Below are 21,834 nucleotides of genomic sequence, written 5' to 3' on the forward strand. Positions count from 1 at the left end.
AACGAACAAGGTAAAATAAAAGAAAAACATTCGCAAAGGAAATTAGGATAATGAAGCTAACTCTACGAGAAATGGCGACGATTTTAAACGCGCCAATTCAAAATGAAGCAGATGTCGCTGTCACGAGCACCGCATTTGATTCTCGCCAAGTAAAACCTGGTGGTCTCTTTATACCTTTGGTAGCTGATAATGATGGTCATCATTACGTTGATGCGGCTGAAAGTAATGGTGCAACTGTTGCTTTATGGCAAGCTGATCATCAAAATGTACCTAGTCATCTGCCGGTCATTATTGTGCCCGACACGCTTGCAGCCTATCAACAATTGGCTAGCCACTACCTATCCCAAGTTGATCCTTTAGTTGTGGCAGTCTCTGGTTCAAATGGTAAAACCACGACCAAAGATTTCATCGCTGCGATCGGACAAACAAGCTACAAAACTGTCAAAACTCCTGAAAATTTCAATAATGAAATTGGTGTCCCACAGACTATTCTTTCTATGCCTACTGATACTGAACTCTTGGTGATTGAGATTGGCATGGACCATCCAGGTGACTTAACGTTCTTATCAAAGCTAGTAAAACCAGACATCGCTTTATTGACAATGATTGGTGAAGCCCATATTGAATTTTTCAAGACCCGCGAACGGATTGCTGATGGAAAAATGGAAATTATCAATGGTTTGAAGGAGCATGGTCACCTAGTCTTTAATGGAGATGAACCATTATTGCTTGAACGAGTTGGGCAACATGCTCATTTACTACACGATTCATTTGGATTAAATAGTACAAATGATCTATTTGCCAGTGAAATTGACATGACCCCCGTACAAGCCAGTTTTAAAACCAATCAAAGCGCACAACGCTTCACTATTCCAATGACTGGTCGTTACAATGTAACAAATGCCCTTTCTGCGATTACCGTTGGACACCTGTTACACATTTCGGATAAAAAAATTGCCCAGGCCCTAGCCGAGGCACCCATTACAGAAAATCGTACTGAGTGGTTAGATGGTCAATTTGGCGGTAAAATTCTTTCTGATGTTTATAATTCTAACCCAACTGCTGCAAAAGAAGTGCTCCATTTCTTTGCAGACACACCAACTCAAGGAAAGCGCATTGCCGTCTTAGGTGACATGCTACAGTTAGGTGATGCATCACCAGCATTGCATGCTAGCCTTATGGAAAACTTGAACCCAGATAAAATTGCTCATGTTTATTTAGTTGGTGAGGAAATCAAGTCACTTGAAGAAGCCTTACTACCCATTTATCCAGCCGGTACGGTAAAGCGCTATGCGATTGATGATCCAGAAAGTCTATTGAAGGATCTACTCGCTGACCTAACATCTGATGATACCATTATGCTGAAAGGTTCACATGGTGTGCATCTTGAAAACATTGTCAATCAATTAAAAAAATAATTATTTCATATAAAAATCAGTTAGAAATTATGTATAAAATTTCTAACTGATTTTTCTGTTATTACAAATTAAAATATTGCTTTAAGTACGCAGCAACACCATCTTCATTATTCGTTAATGTCTCTGCCTTTGCTACTTGCTTAATTTGCGGAATGGCATTTCCCATTGCAACACCAATCCCAGCTTGCGCAATCATCTCAAAGTCATTTTCTTCATCCCCAAACGTCATCGCATTATCCAATGTTTCACCAAAATGGGCCATCAATTGCGTTAATCCGCGTGCCTTATTGACATTATTTGGCAAAAATTCTAACAATTCAGCGCGTGAAGGAACAATATGCAATAAATCGTTCAACTCAGCCGGCATCTCTTTGCGAACACGCTGGACAACTTCTGCCGGTGCTGCACACACTGCTTTACCAAACGTTTGATCTACTGGTAGGTCATCAAATGAAACATCCGTGAATGGTAAAACTGCTCCCATCGTTGATTCATATGCCGATTTTCCTAATGTAATCAATGAATAGACCTGATCTGCCCCAATGACATCAATGGGATAATGTCTCTTCTGCGCATCCTGATATAAAGCAGCGACTTCATGTTTACTGATTGTTGTTTGTGCTAAAATGCGTTGTGTTTGATTGTGTTGAATTAAACCACCATTAAATGTAATGGCGTAATCTGTTGGCTCAAATAATTCTAACTGTGTTAATAATTTCTGAATGCCTTGAATTGGACGCCCTGTACATAAAACAATGCGCTTACCCATTTTGTGCAGTTGTTTTAAAACACGTTCATTTTCCTCTGAAATTTCTTTAGCCGAATTTAATAATGTATTATCAAGATCAAGCGCAATTGTCGTAATCATCATTAGCCATCCTTTTAAATATTGATACATTTATTATACCAGTAATCAGAAAAACATTTTTTGTACAAAAAGGTTGGCACATTTTTGTGCCAACCTTCTTGTCTTTTAATTATTAATAATTTTTAAACAGACTTGATGTAATTAACACCATCTGCTGCGGGCGCCTTTGACTTAGCAAAGAAAATCACTAAGACCAAAATTGTTAACACATAAGGCGCAATTTGTAAGTAAACCGCTGGAATTTGGTCAATAACTGGTAATTGTGCACCGACGATCGCCATCGATTGTGAGAAACCAAAGAATAACGCTGCTCCCATCGCACCAATTGGATTCCAACGACCAAAAATCATTGCTGCCATCGACATATAACCTTGACCAACAATGGTTGATGCAGAAAAGTTTCCAGCAATTGATTGTGCAAATAATGCACCACCAATACCACCAAGCACACCTGAAATCAGCACACCTGAATAACGTAATGTATATACTTTCAACCCTAATGTATCAGCTGCCTGTGGATTTTCACCGACAGAACGCAGACGCAACCCAAAACGAGTGTTGAATAATACCCATGAGGCAATAAATGCAATCAAAATAGCTACCCAAGCAGTTGATGATGTTTTTGTAAACAAAACAGGGCCAATAAATGGAATCTTGCTTAAACCAGGTACATTCCAGTAACCAAAGTTTTGTGAAATCATTGAAGTTTGTCCCTTACCATACATTAACTTAATGATATACACACCCAGAGCTGGTGCCATCAAATTCATAACAGTACCTGAAACAATATGATCTGCACGTAAGGTAACCGTTGCCACTGCGTGTATCAGTGAGAAAACTAGTCCAATAACACCACCAGCAATTAAACCTAACCAAGGTGTTGCACTACCAAATTGATCTGCGAAAGTTAAGTTAAAGACAACACCTGCAAAGGCTCCCATAATCATGGTTCCTTCCAAACCAACGTTAACGACACCTGCACGTTCTGAAAAAGTACCGCCTAAAGCAGTAAAAATCAAAGGTGCTGAGTAAACTAGTGTACTTGAAATCACTAATTGTAAAATTGTTTCCACACTCATGATTACTTTGCCTCCTTTTGATTAGCTTTTATTGCTTTCTTTTTCTTCTTATCTTTATCCTTTGAATCATCTTCATCTAACTTAACTAAAATCAAACGAATCAAATAATTTGCACCGATAAAGAAGATAATTGAAGCTGTTACAACTGAAACCAATTCAGTAGGCACCCCTGTTGCTAGTGGCATACCTAACCCACCAACTGATAGCACTGAGAACAAGAATGCGGCAAAGATAATCCCTAGGAATGAACCTGACGCTAGTAGTGCAACCGCCATTCCATCATAACCAACTTGTGGTGCTGCAGATTGTGAGAAGATATTTAGATAGGTTCCCAACCCTTCTGTTGCACCAGCTAAACCGGCTAACGTACCAGAGATTGTCATTGCTGTAATCGCATTGCGCTTAGCTGACATACCCGCATAGCGAGCAGCATTGGGATTTAGTCCGACAGCCCGAATTTCAAATCCCAGCGTTGTGCGTTTCATGATAAACCAGATAGCCAATAGTGCAACGACTGCAATAATGAAGCCGATGTTTAATCGTGAGCCACCCGTTAAGTTCGATAAGAAATCCCAACGGAGTGAATCCGAATTACCCAATGTCTTGGTCATATCTGTCGTAGCCATCAGTTTATTAGGCAATCCTTGGACAATCGCGTTACCACCATATAAAGCGATGTAGTTTAACATAATTGTCGTAATAACTTCAGAAGCACCAAATTGTGCCCGTAACCATCCTGGGATATACCCCATAACAGCACCACCAAGAGCACCAATAATTACCGCAACTGGAATTAAAATCCAAGGATTCATCCCTTGGTTGGCCAATACAAACCAAGTCGATGCAATCCAACCAACCCAAACTTGTCCTGAAAGTCCAATGTTAAAGAAGCCAGCAGCTTGGGCTACCAAAAATCCAGCAGCTGTCAAAATCAAGGGGGTCATTGCCCGCAATACTTCACCAATGTTTAAAGAAGATCCCAGTGCTGACTGAAGTAAACTGATATAGCCCGTAACGGGGTTAAATCCTGATATCAGCATGATGATCGCACCGACCATCAAACCAAAGAACACAGCCAAGCCAGCGACGAGACCAGTACTATATGAATTAATTTTATTCACGAGATCATTCTCCTGCTAATTGTGCTCGAGCATCGTCTAATGACATTCCGGCCATCAACAAACCAAGCTCATTCTTCGTTGTTTCGTTTGCATTCACAATACCAGTTATTTCACCATGTGAGATAACTGCAATACGATCAGCAACATTCAAAATTTCATCCAATTCAAAGCTAACTAACATCACTGCTTTGTTCGCATCACGTTGATAAATTAACTGCTGATGAATATATTCAATTGCCCCAACATCTAGACCACGTGTTGGTTGAGCAGCAATAATAAAATCAGCATGACGATCTAACTCACGTGCAATAATTGCTTTTTGTTGATTACCACCTGATAATGAACCCGCCGTTACCAACTCATTCACTGTACGCACATCAAACTTCGCAATCAATTCACGTGCATGTTTATTAATGGCATCATAATCCAAGACACCATACTTTGAAAGCGGCCGCTTATAGTAAGTTTGTAATGCAATATTCTCCGCCAACGTCATTTCTAACTCTAATCCGAAGCGTTGTCGATCCTCTGGAATATGAGAAACCCCTGCTTCGGTAATTTGACGAGGTTTTTTATTTGTTAGATTCTTTCCATTTAATGTGACCTTACCTGATGCAACAGGCAGCAATCCGGTAATTGCTGAAATCAATTCGGATTGACCATTACCATCAATACCAGCAATACCAACAACTTCACCTGCATGAATATCAAGGCTTAAATCCTTTACCGCAGTTAACCCACGGCTATCCTTAACGGTTAAATGTTCTAATGAAATGACCGTCTCTTTAGGTTGTGCAGGGGTTTTCTCCGTTGCATATAAAGAAACAGACCGTCCAACCATGATATCTGCTAATTCCTGTGATGACACACCTGCCACTGGGAAAGAGTCAATTGATTTTCCACGGCGAATAACTGTCACTTGATCAGCTACTGCCTTAATTTCGTCCAACTTGTGCGTAATTAGAATGATTGACTTACCTTCATTAGCAAGATGTCGCATAATATCCATTAATTCATCAATTTCTTGAGGTGTTAGGACAGCAGTTGGCTCATCAAAGATTAAAATATCCGCACCACGATACAATGTCTTCAAAATTTCAACACGTTGTTGCATACCAACAGAAATATCACCTGCTAATGCATCTGGATTAACATCTAGCCTGTATTGTTCAGATAATTTCTTAATGTCTTGGCTAGCCTTTTTAATATTTAATTTCATACCATTAACTGGTTCAGAACCTAGGATAATATTTTCAGTGACCGTAAAAGCATCCATCAACATAAAATGCTGATGCACCATACCAATTCCTAGTTCCGCCGCCTTGGCTGGACTGTCTACCGTAATCTTTTTACCATTAATTAAAATATCACCAGATGTCGGTTGTAATAAACCAGATAATTGATTCATTAAAGTTGACTTTCCTGCACCATTTTCTCCAAGTAACGCATGAATTTGACCACGTCTTACTTGCAGATTAATTTCGTCATTTGCACGAAACTCGCCAAATTGCTTAACTATATTGTGCATTTCTAACACAATTGGCTCATCTGCCATATTCTCTCTCCCTGAAAAAATCTTTCACTTGCTTCTCTATAAAACTCAACATATAAAGGTTATTTTACAGATTATTTTTAAATATTTCTAGTGTTCATCTAAATATACTTCGTCTTTTAACAATTTTGTCATAAAGTAACATTAAAATACACAACGATAACAGAAAAAGCCGAACATTAACTGTCCCGCTTCCCCAAACATTAACACTTATTTTTTTACTTCATTTTACTTGGCACTGTGACATCCCCAGACTTCACAGCATCCTGCGCCTTTTGAACAGCTTGCTTTTCTTTACTATCCAGATTGTCAGTTGTTAGTCCAACACCACCATTATTCAAACCAAACGTCACAGTTTTACCACCAGGAAAATGCCCCTTCATCGCTTGGTTAGCAAGTTTAACGACAGAACTTGGAATCTTTTTGACTGCTGAAGCCAACGTTAGATTTGATGCTTTATCATCTTTAGTTTTGTAAGCCCCCTGCGATTTTTGATCCATGTCAACACCAATTACCCAAGCTTTTTGCTTATCAGTAGCCGTTAACTTTGTATCAATATCCTTAGCAGACGTAAAGACAGCATTACCGGCAGGACCCGCAGCTTGGAAAATAATATGTGATCCAGATGTATACATGGCATCAGCAATTGTCTTTGATTTTGCAGTATCCGTAAATGACTCGATAAATTGCGAGTCAACTGTGATATTGGGATCAACAGATTTAACACCTGCGATATAGCCTGCCTGAAAGGCTTTAATAGTTGCTGAACTCATACCACCAATGAAACCAACCTTCTTGTCACCCAATTCTTGAGCCTTGGTTGCTGCGGCAACACCCGCTAAGTAAGAAGCTTCATGTTGTTTAAACATCATTGATGCGACATTTTTCAACGGCTTTTTGGCCTGATCATCAATCAAAACATATTTTGTGTTTTTATTTTTTTCGGCTGACTCGACTAAAGCATCATTGGTTGCATAACCAACGCCAATTAACAAATCATAATTCGCTGAAACACCTTGTTGAAAGTTTGGGGCAAAGTCTGCATTAGTTTTAGAGGCAAAATAATCGTAACCATTCTTCCCCTTCTGTAAGTGATGTGATTTTCCCCAATCCGTCACGCCTTTCCAGGCAGATTGGTTAAATGATCGGTCATCGACACCACCAACATCAGTGATCATCGCAACTGAAAAATCTTTCTTATTGGTACTTGTGTGCTTATTTTGAACCAATGTGACACCTACACCAGCGACGATGATAACAGCAACGCCCCCAATAACCAAATTACGACGTGAAACCATGTTCCGTTCTCCTTAATTTTCGTTCTTCTAAACGACAAATACTGATTAGTTAACATCAGGTTAACATTGTTTAGCTCGCTAATTTCCTTGAATAGTATAGCCTTTAGCCACATTATTTGCAATATACAAACTAACAAAACCTAAAAATTAAGTAAAACGTTTTACGTACTTTTTAATACTGATTTTGTTTTAAATACGAACAATACATAAAATGGTCTTTAAAACATTTGTTATAAAACGTTTTAAAGACCATTACTCGATAATATTTTTCTGTGACTATTCGTTATTTTTTTAAGTTACAATTAAGTAACAATATTTAGAACGTCTGCTTGAACTTTGAGTTAGCTGGATGGGCTGGTACTTTAATATCACCTTTAATAATTGCCTTCTTCGCCTTCAAGACGGCTTTTTTCTCATCACTATTTAAGTTCTTTGTCGGAACAGAAACACCACCTTCTTTTAGTCCATAAGCAACAATTTTCCCTCCTGGGAACTGATTCTTCATTGCTTTATTCGCAATAAGGTGTAGACCACGTCCGACACCAGTGATTGATGAAGTCAAAGTGAAATTATCTTTTTTACCATCCTTTGTTTGGTAATTTCCCATATTAGATTGATCCATGTCAACCCCAATGACCCATACCTTATCCTTTGAATTTGCCATCAAGTCCTGGTTATTATCTTTTGCAGCCGTAAAGACACCATTACCAGTTGCGCCAGCCGCCTGGAAAATAACCTTTTCACCCTTAGCCATCATCGCATCAGTAATCGTTTGCCCTTTGGCGGCGTCACCAAATGAATTAGCATATTGCACATCAACGGCCAGATTTTTATCGACGGATTTTACACCTGCAGTGTACCCAGCTTCAAACGCATCAATAATATTACTGTGCATACCACCAACAAATCCCACGGTACTTTGATGCAAGGCTTTTGCTTTAGTAGCTGCAGCAACACCAGCTAGATATGAAGACTGTTCAGAACGAAACATGACCGAAACAACATTCTTAGTTTTCTTTTGATCAATGTCATCAACTAAAACATAGTCCGTCTTTGGATTCTTTTTAGCTGATGACACAGTTGCATTATGCAAAGAGTAACCAATACCAGCAATCAAATCATATTTACCTTGCACTGCTTGTTGGAAGTTAGGCGAGAAATCTGCCTGTGATTTAGATTGTAAGTAATTATAGCCATCACTACCCTTTTTTAAATCATGCTCCTTGCCCCATGCCTGTAATCCTTCCCATGCTGATTGATTAAATGATTTATCATCAATACCACCAACGTCCGTTACCATTGCTACCGTATAATTCTTCTTAGCAGAAGAGTTTGAAGAACTTAATGTACCATACGCAACGCCACCAATAACAACGACTGCTGCGACACCACCTATTATTTTTAATCGACGTGAAACCATACTTTGCCCACTTTCTTAACCGTTTAGAGGTAACATTCTGTTATTTTTTAATTTATCACCCTTCAAATTATACGGTTAACCCCAACATTTTTTCAAGCGATTTTTTCGTTATTTAAATCTTCAAACACTGTAAACCCCTTGTTTATAAGGCTTTTTCACTTTATAAACGAACAATTTTTACAATTAATTCACAACTTATACGGCCATTCATTAGCAATTGCGCAACCTAACACTATGTTACTAAACAAATCAACGAATCATAATATCTTTAATTACGATTGTTTCAGTGACTGATATTTTTACAAAGCAATTAATATTCCGATTATCCTTTTTAAAATAACTATGCCTATAATTAAATTAGTTCTATAATTAAGGCAATCCTTATAAGAAGAGTAAGCGAGGGAGTGTGTGTGGCAAATTTTAAAGAAATATTTAAACGAAGTGATGTCCAGAAATTAATTGCTTTAATTTTCATTTTGATCGTTTTGTATATCATTCGTGATTTAATCAGTATTGTCTTATTAACAACCATTTTTAGCTATTTGGCTGTCAAAATCGCAAGTAAAATTAACCGTTGGACGAAAATTCCTTATGGTTTTTCAGTGTTAATCTTCTTTATTGTTAGTATCATTATTTTTGTTATGGCTTTTACGTTTATCGTACCAACCTTAGTTAAACAATTTGCCGTTATCCCTGACGAAGTTATGAAGGTCGTCAAAAATTCCCCTGATATTAAGAAATATCTAAATGATACTTATCAAAATCTTGATTTGTTAAATGAAATTACCAAAAACTGGAAAAGCCTCCTTGAAAGTGGTTGGGATACACTCAACGTCATTGGTAGTGTTCTTTCTAAAGTTTTATTATCAATTTTTCTTAGCTTCATCTTTGCTATTTCATGGCAAAGATTACGAATTTTCGGTACACAGTTCATCCACTCAAATTATCCAAAATTCTTTACGAATGTCTATGATCTAACCAGCACCTTTGTTTTAATCTTGGGAAGTGTCATTGAGGTCCAGATGATTATCGCCTTTATTAATACAATACTAATGGTGATTGGTCTGAGTTTCTTAAAGGTCCCAAGCATTTTGGTCATGGCCTTGCTAATATTTATTCTTGGTTTGATTCCAATTGCTGGTGTGCTACTATCATTAATTCCGCTAAGTGTGATTTCGTTTGCAGCGCTTGGTTGGACTGGTATGATTGAAGTTTGGATTTTAGTAGCCGTTATTCATCTCTTTGAGTCATACTTCTTGCATCCAAGATTAATGGCCACGCGTACTGAACTACCAATTTTTCTAACCTTTGCAACTATTATCGTGATGGAACACCTCTTGGGCGCTTGGGGACTAATTATCGGCGTGCCAATTGTCGCCTTTATTCTCAACCTTCTCGGCGTTCAAGAAGCCTCAATCTCGAAACATTCGTTAGAAGAGAATACAAGATAAAAATCGTTTATGCTATAAAACTTACAGGTTTATTATTACTGCTAAATTTTTTAATTATAAAAAGACGTTGACTGATATTGCAGATCAACGTCTTTTTTCTTTATTCCTATTCTGCTAATTAGCACCGTCATAAACAACTTTGAATACTTCACAAACGCAAGGTATTTTTTCATGGAATTGCTTACCCATCTGTGCATATTCGGACTTGAAAAACTTTTCATGAACCTCACGTCAATAACTTAACGAGCGATCACCCTCACCTTCATGGTAGGCGTGTTCTGCCGACACCAAATTATAGGGGATCGTTTCTACAACGGTTGTTTGTGTAATACAAACAGGTTGTTCATCACCGTTTAAAATAATATTATATTCGCCAACATAAGGCTTAGGTTCACCCAATTCATAAAGTTCAGCAGCTGAAGTTGTTGCCGTTTTTACGCCTGTAACAGTTAGTTCTGCTAATTCATTAGCTAGTTCAACAGTATATCCGTATGCCCAAGCTGAATAAGGTGTTGATGGGTCTAAATGACTAACCCGGCAAAATTCTTGCCAGTAAGTTTCAATCTCTGTATTTTGCATTTTAAAATCTCCTAGTTATGGTTCTTATTAGTGATGTTTCATTTTCATTTGTACTTTTTGATTAGCAGTAAAATGACCTAATACTGGTTGCCCATGCTCAATCATTAGGACATCTAACTTAAAAAGTTTTGGGAATTTTTTGTAATAAAGACGCGTTAACGACCACTCTAGGCCCATGAGTGCCATCGCCGTTACAAAGAATGGAATTATTCCTGGCATATATGGCTTTTGTTTAAAAATAAAGTAACTTATTTGCATGCCAAAATAACAAATTGCCCAAGTATACAATGCGAATCCTAGGTAAAATACAATTTGAAAGAAGCGACTTCTTTGGTTAAATTTTTGCTTATACCGTACCGATGTTTTTTCGAAAACTGGTATAACAAACGCTATCCCACCTTCAAATAATGTTGGTGGCACTAAGGTACTGTCTAGTTCTGCATCCGCATGATACCCTAACCAGTGACATACTTTGTAACCAAACGTTCGCATTAAGGTATATAGCGGAAAGAATAGTGCAACTGATCCGGGTTCAGGCATTCCTTCAAAGTTAACATTCGTATTGATGGTTGATTTACCTGTAAAAGCAACATAAAAAGCTTCGGAATACGCCATACTAAAGAAAATATTCAATAACTGAAGCACAATAAACCCCATCGTAATGAAAAAAACACCCCAACTCTTGCCCTTGTTTTTTCTCTTAGCCATACACACTCCTCAAACAATACCCACAACTACTCTGATTCTTTTTTTCTGAGCCCTACGACTGGCTGACTATGTTCAGTCATAATCACATCGAGCTTAAAAACTTTCGGAAAGACTTTATAATATAATTGCGTTAATTTCCATTCGGCAAACATCATTACCACAATTGTAATACCCATACTTGCTGCACTTGAAGAGTTGGTTATCCCAATAAATTCAGTAATTGCGTAACAAATTTTCACACCATAATAACAGACTGCCCATGTCCAAGCAACAAAGCCTAAATAAAAAATTGTTTGAAACAATTTACTGCGTTGTTGGTATCTTGCCTTATACTTCGGTGACATTTTCCTAAAATCCGGCAGAACAATCGCTAATCCACCACCTAGCAAAGTAGGTGGCACATATTGATAATTTAAATCGGCCTTGGCATGATAACCAAACCAGTGAATGATTTTATAGTTAAAGCCGCGCCATAATAAATAGACGGGGAAAAATAATGCCACTGGACCAGCAGTTGGATTGCCATAGTCTGTTTCAGAGGCCATCCCAAGTACTTCTGAAAATCCTTCCGCAAACGCTAAACTAAAAAATATATTCACTAGTTGTGACAATGCAAAGAGCAAATTAAACAAGTATTTAAAATCATGTCCCTGATGACTTTTTTGACTCATAAAATCCTCCTTATCTTCTTGTTGCCTATTATAGCGCTTTCACATTATTCTATAAACAAAGCTTAAAATAAAAAGTTGGAACCTATTCGTTGGTCCCAACTTCATTTTCTAACGTTCTTTCAATATCCGATTAAAGCAACCCAGCTTCTTTCAACAACTCTGCTACCCAGGTATCATCAATTTTATGCAATGCTGTTTTTTGAACTAACTTTGGTATATGCAAATCAATATCAGTTAGCTTCTTTTTATCATTCATATAGTAAACCGCACGCAATAGTGTTCGAATATCATAAACTGAATTAAACACCTCTGGCACTGCCCGTTCAACATTTAATAACGTATATACGGATTCCATCGCTGTTCGAATTGAATACTCCGTTGTAAAGACTGTATCACGTGTTGGTGATTCAGCAAAATTACCAATAAACGCCAAATTCACTGATCCATCCGGTACAACTGCTGGTCGATCACCAGCAACTCTCGGCATAAAGTATGATGTAATAAACGGCATATAAACTGGAACTGTATTAATATTCTCCTGCTTTGCCAATGCTTTAATTTTTGTTTCTGGTACACCCAAGTGATATAACCACTCTTGTGTAATTTCTTCACCAGTACTTTCAACAACTGTCTTATCAACAAAGTTTCCCTTTGTGTCAGAATACAAAGCATATAGCCAAACGACAACTTCATTTTCAGTCTGTTGTTTAAAATGTGGTTGTCGATGAACTGCAAAGCTCATCAGCCAATTAGAGTCTGTAATCGTTACAATACCACCCGTATTGACTTTATGATCATGTAAATCACGATTCGTTAAACGCTCAATGTAAGGTTCCAGCTCACTATTCTTAATCGTTACTGTTGCTGCCACATGCCAGCTTTTTTCTGGTAAATTGTCATAAAATACTGCTGGATGACCAAATTCTTCTGATTGTTCGGCAAGATTATTCCAAAGTGTCCAACTGCCACCTAATTCATTGGTAACTGGTGCTGCTTCATAATGAGAACCATATGTGGAACTCTCAGTAATCGACCCATTTGTCACAAATATTAAATCATTCGGTGTTAATTGCTGTTCCCTTTGTTCACCATCCACATGCATGAATAACTTACGTGCCGTTTTCGTATGATCATCCTCATTAATATCAACATCAATATTGTCGACTGTCGTATTATACTGAAAATCAACCCCAAACCCTTCAAGATACTTAATGATTGGCAAAACCATTGAATCATATTGATTGTATCGGTTAAATTTCAATGCTTTAAAATCAGGTAACCCATCGATATGATGAATAAAACGCATCGTGTAACGGCGCATTTCAATGGCTGAATGCCATTTTTCGAAGGCGAACATCGTTGCCCAATACATCCAGAAATTACTCTCAAAAAATTCAGGTGAGAAAAATTCTTCAATTGTCGTGCGCCCAAGTTTTGATTCTGGTGTCATGATTAACTTGATGAGTTCAACTGACTTTTCATCTAAGGTATACTGACCGTCAGTTGGCACACGCTGTCCTCGTTTATAAATTAAACGGGTGTTTGAGGAATTTGGATCATCTTTATCTAACCAATAAAATTCATCTAAATATGATGCCCCGGGAATCTCTAATGATGGAATTGAACGATACATATCCCACATCGTTTCAAAATGATTTTCCATTTCGCGGCCACCACGTGTGACCAATCCAATATTTGGTCGCTCAGTACCATCTAACGAACCCCCAGGTACAGACAATTCTTCTAAAATATGAACTTGCTTTCCTGGCATCTGGCCATCACGAACCAAGAATACTGCTGCGGCTAAGCCTGCTAGACCACCACCGACAATGTAAGCCGATTTTTGATCAACACCAGCTGGCTTTCGTGGGTGTGCAAATGCTTCAAAATTACCACTACTGTAATTCATAAATTATTCCCCCTCTTCAATGCAATAAACCATGGTTTTTCAAATCAAAATCTCTAAGAAATACTACCTAATCCGTACTCCTTACCCCTAGAATACACATATTTAATTAAAATTACACTATACAGAAATGATGAATTTGTTTAACACATTGTTAAATAAAACAAGTAGTATTTTTGCGTTTATTTGTGATTATTTTCACTTTACCTTTTTCACCTTTTTTGATATGCTTTAAGTGTTTAAATATCAATAAATAATTTGGGGGAAATTACTATGAAAGCAGCCGTTGTCAGAGATAATTGTGATGGATATGTTGATATTAAAGATGTCCAACTACGGGATTTGAAATATGGTGAAGCACTTGTAAAAATGGAATATTGTGGTTTATGTCACACAGATTTACATGTCGCTGCTGGTGATTTTGGTAAAGTACCAGGTCGCATTATTGGTCACGAAGGTGTTGGAAAAGTGACCAAGATTGCTGACGGTGTAACGAGCCTAAAAATTGGTGATCGGGTATCAATTGCTTGGTTCTACAAAGGATGTGGTCATTGTGAGTATTGTACAACTGGCCGTGAAACCCTTTGTCGAAATGTAGAAAATTCAGGGTTTAATGTTGATGGTGCCATGGCTGAAGAATGCATCGTTCCAGCAGACTATGCAGTTAAGGTTCCTGAAGGTCTTGATCCAATCGAAGCAACTTCATTGACCTGTGCTGGTGTAACTGTCTATAAAGGTCTTAAGACTGGTGATCTAAAACCCGGTCAATGGGTTGAAGTTGTTGGTACCGGTGGTTTAGGTAATTTAGCGGTACAGTATGCCCATAATGTTTTTGGTGCGCATGTTGCTGCGGTAGATATTGATGATGCAAAACTAGCCGCTACTAAGGAATTAGGGGCTGATTTAACGATTAATTCTCGTAACGAAGATGCCTCACAACTTTTGCAAGATAAAGTTGGTGGTGTTCACAGTGCCATCATCACAGCGGTTAGTCCAGATTCATTTACAACAGCCGTTAATGCATTGCGTCCTGATGGTACGTTAGTCGCTATCGCCTTACCTAAGGGAGATATGGGATTGAACATTTCAAAGACAGTGCTAGATGGTATTAAAGTTGCTGGATCACTAGTTGGTACTCGTCAAGATTTAGCGGAAACATTCCAATTTGGTGCTGAACATCGTGTGAAGCCAATTGTCCACACCCGTAAGCTATCTGAAATTAATGACATCATTGATGAAATGAAGAACAATCAAATTGTTGGTCGTATGGTTATTGATTTCACACACTAATTAACTAATTTATTTCTATCTATAACAGCAGAAGGCCGAGACGAAAACGTCCCGGCCTTCTGCTATCTATTTAAAATGTCCAATGCATTAATCACCCCAGACTTCTTGTGCTGTATCAACAACCAAACGGATTTTGTCCCATTGTTGTTGTTCTGTCAACTGATTACCTTCTTCAGTTGAAGCAAAGCCGCACTGTGTACTCAATGACAAATTCTCTAGCGGTACATACTGTGTTGCTTCATTAATTCGCTTAATCAACGTTTCCTTTTGCTCAAGTTCTGGTCGTTTACTTGTGACAAGTCCCAAGACTACCTGTGTACCCGCTGGTACTTCTGCTAGTGGTGCAAAATCACCTGAACGTTCATCATCAAATTCTAGGTAGAACGCATCAACTTTTTCTTGCGCAAACAAATGGCCGGCAACTGGTGCATAACCACCCTTAGCTGCCCATGTTGAATGATAATTACCACGACAAATATGGGTGCTAATACGCAAATCTTCTGGCAAATCTTCAATTGCGGCATTGTTCAACTCTAAGTAAGTATCCTGTAATGCATCACGATCAAATTCACCATTAGTCATTTCTTGCCAAAAATCACTATCAACAACCATCCCCCAAGTACAATCATCGAGCTTCACATCACGACATCCGGCATCGTATAATGCCAAAATCAAGTCATGATAGGCTTGACCGATATCATGAACCAACTCAGCATGGTCAGGATAATACTTATGCAATGCCTCTTCATTCTCAACGCCACGTACTAACTCAGCATAAAATTGCGCTGGTGATGGAATACTCTGACGAGCAATAATACCTGGCTGGTCTTGAACTAGCTCATTTAAAAACTTAAAAGCTTTTAAATCATTGTGCTCTGGATCAAAGGCGATTTTACCAACAACCTGAGCAGAATCATTCCTGGTTTCTTCATCATGGAATAAGTAGCCATGATCAGCATAGGTATGAGCAATTCCAGAAAAACCCCAAAAAGTGTCTAAATGCCAATAACTACGTCTAAATTCACCATCAGTCACAATCTTCAAACCAGCATCAATTTCCTTGGCAACTAAGTCACGGATAGCTTCATCTTCACCTGTTGTTAACTGTTCTTGATCAATCTTTTTTGCCGCAAAGTCGGCACGCGCTTGCTTGATTGCGTTAGGACGTAAAAAACTCCCGACAATATCATAATGTAATTTCGTTGCTGTTAGTGTAGCCATAATTAAAATCCCTCTTTCTGCTAAATACAAATAAACTGAGTTTTGATTAATTTGTTAATGCATTAAAAAAGTCCCTAGAAAACAAGAATTGCCTTGTTTTCTAGGGACGTGATGTTAATTGTTCACGTGGTACCACCCATATTCAATATTATGCGATTAACATAATATCCTCGTCCAGATACACTGCTACTAGCTATATCCTCCCGCAATAACGGGCGGACCCGCAAACAGCTAATATACGTTTAATAAACTCACTGTTTGTTTGCACTCCAAGACCATCTTCATCGACGCTTCCTTACCACGTTTCAGCTCATGTGGTTCTCTGTTAAAAGTCGCTAATCAATTACTCATCTTTTCTCAGCAAAAACTAATTAATTTATCTAAATAATAGGATAAACGCCTTATATTGTCAACAGTAAAATTAAAATTTTATTTTCGCTTGTACACTAACCATACTACCGCAAAAATTAGCACTGCTGTCATCACCAAAGTTCCCACCCAAGCCCAAGTTCCTACGGCTAGTGGTAGATGCATATTCATACCATAAAATCCTGAAATAATTGGTGGCACAGCCAAAATAAGTGACCAAACGGTTAGGAAACGCATTGTATCATTTAACGAGTTATTCAAAATATTATTATAAGTATTAGACAACCGTTCAACCAAGTCTGCTGTGTCCTGTGTAATCTGTTGACTTTGATTGGTTTCAATTTCAACATCCGCAACCAAATCACGTTCACGTTTGTCTAAGGAAAGTTCATCTGAATCAGCATCACCACTTAACTTCATTTGTTTGATTGCCATCACATTATTATCTGTTGCTGTTGTTAAGTGAACAAGTTGATTGCTAAGCGACGCTAGCGCTTCAATTTGCTTATTTGTTGGATTTTTACGATAATTTGCCAACTTTTCGCGCATAACATTAATATCATCCACTTGATCCATATATTGGTCATTTAAGCGCCACAACAACCGTAGCAAAATGGTGATGACACTTTGTTGCTGTTTACTTTTTTTCGTGAATAAATCTTGCAGTTCCTCGTTAACATGTTGGGCACGCTTCGGAACAGCCGAAATCAAGGTATCCGCCGTCACAATAAAACTGACTGGCACAACATGATAAGTTCTTGCCGATTCATCTCTAATGATAACCTGCCAAATCAGCATACCAACTTCTGTCTGTTCGTTATAATCAAAGCGTGATCTTTCTCTAGGATCCTGCACGTATGATTGAAATCTATATGTTAGGTCAAACTTGTTTCGTAGTTTTTGCACATCCTCATGTGTTGGATCAACAACACTAACCCAATGTAACCCATTTAAAACAGGACGTTCTTGGTACATACACATTGGTCCCCTTCTGATTATTTCATGCTCTCATTATAACAGTTATCATAAAGAGCGCATGCAACAAAGGGCGTACAAGTCTTCCGATGCGTAATTCGCAGTCTTATATAATTGGGTTGTTTACTGCATATTTAGGTGCTGCCCCACGCAATACTGTATCAATCATTTTAGCAGCAATCATTGCCATTTTTTGATTTGCTTGTTGTGTGTTCGCACCAATATGCGGTGTCACTATCACATTATCCATCTTCAAAAGTGGGTTGGTTTTGTCAATTGGTTCTTGTTGAAAAACATCCAGTGCCGCACCGGCAATTTGTTTATTTTGCAAGGCCCAAATTAATGACTGTTCATCAATAATTTGTCCACGTGCTAAATTGATCATTGCAGATTCAGGTTTCATCCACTGAAATTCTCTATCACCAACAATGTGTCGCGTTTCTGGCACAGCTGCTAAGTGTAAGCTAATAATATCAGCCGTTTCAAACATTTTTTGCCAACTAACAAACTTGCCATATGGTGACGATTTTTGTTTGCGATCATAAATGATCACCTTCACTCCTAATGCAGTTAACAAACGCGCTAACTCCTGTCCAACATGTCCATAACCCACAATGCCAATAGTCGCCGCTGTTAAATCTTGACCCAGTAATTGGTACGCACCTGCCCATTGATCATCGCGGGTCAGTTTATCAACTAACCGAAATTGTCGTCGTAATTGCAGCATATTCATAAGTGCCATTTCAGCGACACTATGTGCATTCGCGCCTGGTGTGTTCGTAACCCAAACGCCCTGCTTGGCTGCAAAATCAACATCGATATTATCGTACCCGACACCTCTTCGTGCAAGAATTTTTAGATTGGGCATTTGCCGATAAATATCATTTGAAATTTTTTTACTGACCATCATTACTGCTGCAGCATCAGGAGCTAGATTTAAAATGTCCTTCTGTCCAGGGTTATCAATAGTTATCACTTCATATCCTTTTTTAGATAAATAGTGATCAGTTAATTCATCTGAAATTTTAGGAATGATTACCTTATCTGCCATTATCATTGCCCCCTTATGATACGAAATAAGGCTGTGTGTCAACATGCAAGCGATCAGCAATTGCCTTTATTTCCATGATTGTTTTATCATCGATCTCAATCCCGTTTTTCTTACGATCTTGATATGCTAATTGCTCTTTATCGCCATGTACATAGACTTCTTTTCCGGGAACAGCTGTTAATTGCCGTAAATCCTCTAGATACCGTGAGAACTTATCAATGATTTTTTCTGAATCACCAAAGATAGCTGGATCAATGGCAATAAAACTTTGACATGGACCGGTTTCTACATCCGATGCTGAAATTTCAGCAGACGTGTTTCCCAAAGATAAAATAGATGTGAAAACCTCAACCATAATCCCCAAGCCATAACCTTTGTGACCACCAGTCTCTTCAGTTATGCCGCCAAGTGGTGCAATGCCAACGTTTGCCTCTGGATCGCGTAATGAATCCAAGGTTGCTGTATCTGTATGATCATAGACAGGTTGATTCCCCTCCTTAGCAACCCATAAGGCAGGTAAGTCTTTTTCTTGTTTTCGATAAACTTCAATCTTACCTTGTGGCACAACCGTCGTTGCGGCATCAAAAATAAAATTATGTGGCTTTGCCGGCATCGCAAATGCAATTGGATTTGTACCAATAAAAGCTTTTTTAGCATTTGTTGGTATCATACCTGGTCTTGAATTACATGATGACATCCCAATCAAGCCTTGTTCAGCAGCCAAATTAGCATAGTAACCTGCAATGCCATAATGACCGGAACGTTTGGTTGTCACAATACCAACACCATGTGCTTTGGCCTTTTCTATTGCCACTCCCATACTATACATGCCATTCAATTGTCCCGACCCAAAATTGGCATCTATAACCGCACTAACATCAGTTTCTTTTTCAATTTCAGGATGACTGTCTATTCTTATTTTGCCATTTTGTATAAAACGATCATATAAAGCAAGGCGTTGTACCCCATGTGAAGTGATGCCATGTAAATCCGTGTAAATTAAGGCATCTGCTATTTTTTGACTATTTTCTTTTGAAAATCCGTATGCTTGATAAATTTTATTTACTAAAGCATTCATTTTTTGACTATCATATCTGTTTGTCATCTTGACTACCTGGCTTTCAATGATGTTAAATTAAGACATTTCCTTCGTCTAAATCAATATCAACCATATATTTTACATTAAATATCGAATTTTTTCGTATTCCTTTCATCTTTCATTTTGCTAGATACTGAGAAGTTGTTTTTTCAGTTGTGGACGCAAAATTTTACCTGTCGGATTACGTGGAAAATCTTGCACAAAATAAATCTGTGTCGGACGCTCGAATTTTGCGAGATTTTCGTTGGCATAATCCTGTAATTGCGCTATCATCGTTGCTTCATCAAGCAATGAATTTTTGGGTTTCACCACTGCAGTTACGGCCTCACCATACAGGTCATCTGGCATTCCTAGAATAACAATTTCCTCAATAAAATCTAGTTGTGAAAGAATACTTTGTACACCGGCTGGCGCAACTTTTTCACCACCGCGATTAATCATATCTTTACTACGTCCCTTAACAAAAAGGTAGCCATCTTCATCAAAGTATCCTAAGTCTCCTGTTAAAAACCAATCATCATGAAATGCATTTGGTTGTGGATCCACATAATCTGAAATAACATGGTCACCGCGCACAACAATTTCCCCAATTGCGGTCCCTCTTGTTTCATATTTACCATCAATCAAAATAGCAACATCAGTACCAACTGGTTTACCTGCTGAGCCAATTTTCTGCGCATTAATTGGATTCAGTGTACTTTGACTTGATGTCTCTGTCATACCATAACCCTCTAAAATCTTTGTATGAAAGCGATCTTGAAAAGCAATAAACTTGCTTTCTGGTAAAGCAAATGATGAACTTCTAACAAACCGAAGGTGAATGTGCGCTTTTAATTCTGAATAAATATGATTTGCTTGATCATTGATTAGCAAAATTGAAATTATCGTTGGTACAACTGACGTCCAGGTCACATGATTTTCACTAATTTGTTGCCAAAAATGACTAGCACTAAATTTGGTCGCAATCACAATTTTTCCACCCGAAAGTCGTGTTGATAATGTTGAAATGACTTGCGCATTAATATGAAACATTGGCATCGTAATCAAAGTTGTGTCTGCTGATGTCATTTTATGAGAATCAATATTATGATGCGCTGCATTATTTAAAATACGATGGGTTAAGCCAACTCGCTTGGGCTTACCAGTCGTACCAGACGTATTTAAAATTAGTCCAAGATCTTCCTCGTTAGGTGAAGTTCCTGTATCATTTGGACGTTTTGATAACAATTCAGTATTAATGAATATGGTTAATTTTTGGCTTGTATTTAACTTAACGATTTGTTTTTGTAAAGGTACTTGATCAGTCAATTGATCTGCTAATTCTTGTTTAACAACGATCACAGCATAGGTATGTTCATTAAATTCTGTCAAAAGTTGGGCAATTGGTGTCGTTGCTGCGACTGGATGTTCGACAACCCCAAGTTGCCAAAATGCTTGGGTTAATACTGGATATACTGCTGAATTATCCAAACAGACCAGCGCTAGATCCTGGTTCATAAGGCCAATTTCTTGAAAAAAGTCGTGTAACGTCGCCACATCATCCGCTAATTGTTGACCAGTAAACCACTGATCAAGTTGTAAGTCTTTAATCAGGTCATCCTCTTTATGTATCTGTAATTGCTCAGCTAATTGTTTTGTAAGTGTTGTCATCTTCAATCGTTTCCTCCGTAATTTGGTGTAAATAACCAATTAAAAACTAACTTTTGGGAAAAGTGTAGCAAACAAACCCCAAAGAAAGCTTTACTCTTAAGGTTAAAT

At 38.1% G+C, this 21,834-nt stretch carries 17 protein-coding genes and 1 pseudogene; 3 read left to right on the plus strand and 15 right to left on the minus strand.

Annotated elements, in window-relative coordinates; all coding sequences use genetic code 11:
• Positions 1–50 precede the first annotated feature (50 nt).
• A complete protein-coding gene (locus tag HMPREF0877_RS07100; protein ID WP_002828630.1) occupies positions 51–1,418 on the plus strand; it encodes a UDP-N-acetylmuramoyl-tripeptide--D-alanyl-D-alanine ligase in 1,368 nt (455 codons plus the stop codon).
• A gap of 61 nt (positions 1,419–1,479) precedes the next feature.
• On the opposite strand, the gene HMPREF0877_RS07105 is transcribed toward HMPREF0877_RS07100, so the two are convergent.
• The 6 genes from HMPREF0877_RS07105 to HMPREF0877_RS07130 all read right to left on the minus strand — a co-directional run bounded on the left by HMPREF0877_RS07105 (position 1,480) and on the right by HMPREF0877_RS07130 (position 8,756).
• The gene (locus HMPREF0877_RS07105) at positions 1,480–2,289 is read right to left on the minus strand and encodes a Cof-type HAD-IIB family hydrolase (protein ID WP_040760958.1); all 810 of its coding nucleotides are present in this window, start codon (positions 2,287–2,289) and stop codon (positions 1,480–1,482) included.
• A 119-nt stretch (positions 2,290–2,408) separates the two neighbouring features.
• On the minus strand, positions 2,409–3,365 hold the full coding sequence (locus tag HMPREF0877_RS07110) for an ABC transporter permease (RefSeq protein WP_002828632.1): 957 nt from the start codon (positions 3,363–3,365) through the stop codon (positions 2,409–2,411).
• Between the two features lie 2 nt (positions 3,366–3,367).
• Positions 3,368–4,486 carry an ABC transporter permease gene (locus HMPREF0877_RS07115; protein ID WP_002828633.1) on the minus strand — a complete coding sequence of 373 codons (1,119 nt, stop codon included), beginning with the start codon at positions 4,484–4,486 and terminating at the stop codon, positions 3,368–3,370.
• A 4-nt stretch (positions 4,487–4,490) separates the two neighbouring features.
• Positions 4,491–6,041, minus strand: a complete 1,551-nt coding sequence (locus HMPREF0877_RS07120) for an ABC transporter ATP-binding protein (RefSeq protein ID WP_002828634.1) — start codon at positions 6,039–6,041, stop codon at positions 4,491–4,493.
• Between the two features lie 215 nt (positions 6,042–6,256).
• Positions 6,257–7,336: a BMP family lipoprotein gene (locus HMPREF0877_RS07125; RefSeq protein ID WP_002828635.1), complete on the minus strand. Its 1,080-nt coding sequence runs from the start codon at positions 7,334–7,336 to the stop codon at positions 6,257–6,259.
• Positions 7,337–7,652: 316 nt separating this feature from the next.
• Positions 7,653–8,756 carry a BMP family lipoprotein gene (locus HMPREF0877_RS07130; RefSeq protein ID WP_002828636.1) on the minus strand — a complete coding sequence of 368 codons (1,104 nt, stop codon included), beginning with the start codon at positions 8,754–8,756 and terminating at the stop codon, positions 7,653–7,655.
• 410 nt (positions 8,757–9,166) lie between these two features.
• Here HMPREF0877_RS07130 and HMPREF0877_RS07135 point away from each other — a divergent pair, with 410 nt between their 5' ends.
• Complete coding sequence (locus HMPREF0877_RS07135; RefSeq protein WP_002828637.1) at positions 9,167–10,207, plus strand: AI-2E family transporter; 1,041 nt, start codon at positions 9,167–9,169, stop codon at positions 10,205–10,207.
• A gap of 114 nt (positions 10,208–10,321) precedes the next feature.
• On the opposite strand, the pseudogene HMPREF0877_RS07140 reads toward HMPREF0877_RS07135, so the two are convergent.
• The 4 genes and pseudogenes from HMPREF0877_RS07140 to HMPREF0877_RS07155 all read right to left on the minus strand — a co-directional run bounded on the left by HMPREF0877_RS07140 (position 10,322) and on the right by HMPREF0877_RS07155 (position 14,074).
• Positions 10,322–10,786 (minus strand): annotated as a pseudogene (locus tag HMPREF0877_RS07140) (ASCH domain-containing protein).
• Between the two features lie 27 nt (positions 10,787–10,813).
• Positions 10,814–11,494, minus strand: coding sequence for a hypothetical protein (locus tag HMPREF0877_RS07145; protein ID WP_002828641.1), 681 nt, complete (start codon positions 11,492–11,494; stop codon positions 10,814–10,816).
• A 26-nt stretch (positions 11,495–11,520) separates the two neighbouring features.
• A complete protein-coding gene (locus HMPREF0877_RS07150) occupies positions 11,521–12,165 on the minus strand; it encodes a hypothetical protein (RefSeq protein WP_002828643.1) in 645 nt (214 codons plus the stop codon).
• Positions 12,166–12,295: 130 nt separating this feature from the next.
• Positions 12,296–14,074: an oleate hydratase gene (locus HMPREF0877_RS07155; protein WP_002828645.1), complete on the minus strand. Its 1,779-nt coding sequence runs from the start codon at positions 14,072–14,074 to the stop codon at positions 12,296–12,298.
• A 270-nt stretch (positions 14,075–14,344) separates the two neighbouring features.
• Here HMPREF0877_RS07155 and adhP point away from each other — a divergent pair, with 270 nt between their 5' ends.
• The gene (gene adhP, locus HMPREF0877_RS07160; RefSeq protein WP_002828647.1) at positions 14,345–15,361 is read left to right on the plus strand and encodes an alcohol dehydrogenase AdhP; all 1,017 of its coding nucleotides are present in this window, start codon (positions 14,345–14,347) and stop codon (positions 15,359–15,361) included.
• An 87-nt stretch (positions 15,362–15,448) separates the two neighbouring features.
• Here adhP and HMPREF0877_RS07165 read toward each other — a convergent pair whose 3' ends face one another.
• The 5 genes from HMPREF0877_RS07165 to HMPREF0877_RS07185 form a co-directional block, all read right to left on the minus strand.
• Positions 15,449–16,582, minus strand: a complete 1,134-nt coding sequence (locus HMPREF0877_RS07165) for a 5-methyltetrahydropteroyltriglutamate--homocysteine S-methyltransferase (protein WP_002828648.1) — start codon at positions 16,580–16,582, stop codon at positions 15,449–15,451.
• Between the two features lie 429 nt (positions 16,583–17,011).
• Positions 17,012–17,926 carry a magnesium transporter CorA family protein gene (locus tag HMPREF0877_RS07170; protein WP_002828649.1) on the minus strand — a complete coding sequence of 305 codons (915 nt, stop codon included), beginning with the start codon at positions 17,924–17,926 and terminating at the stop codon, positions 17,012–17,014.
• A 106-nt stretch (positions 17,927–18,032) separates the two neighbouring features.
• Entirely contained in the window at positions 18,033–18,977 is a 945-nt protein-coding gene (locus tag HMPREF0877_RS07175) for a phosphoglycerate dehydrogenase (protein ID WP_040760961.1), read from the minus strand.
• 13 nt (positions 18,978–18,990) lie between these two features.
• Positions 18,991–20,082, minus strand: a complete 1,092-nt coding sequence (locus HMPREF0877_RS07180; protein ID WP_002828651.1) for an Ldh family oxidoreductase — start codon at positions 20,080–20,082, stop codon at positions 18,991–18,993.
• Between the two features lie 120 nt (positions 20,083–20,202).
• Positions 20,203–21,726 carry an AMP-binding protein gene (locus HMPREF0877_RS07185; protein WP_002828652.1) on the minus strand — a complete coding sequence of 508 codons (1,524 nt, stop codon included), beginning with the start codon at positions 21,724–21,726 and terminating at the stop codon, positions 20,203–20,205.
• Positions 21,727–21,834 lie beyond the last annotated feature (108 nt).

It is taken from the genome of Weissella paramesenteroides ATCC 33313, from assembly GCF_000160575.1.
Taxonomy (GTDB): Bacteria; Bacillota; Bacilli; order Lactobacillales; family Lactobacillaceae; genus Weissella; species Weissella paramesenteroides.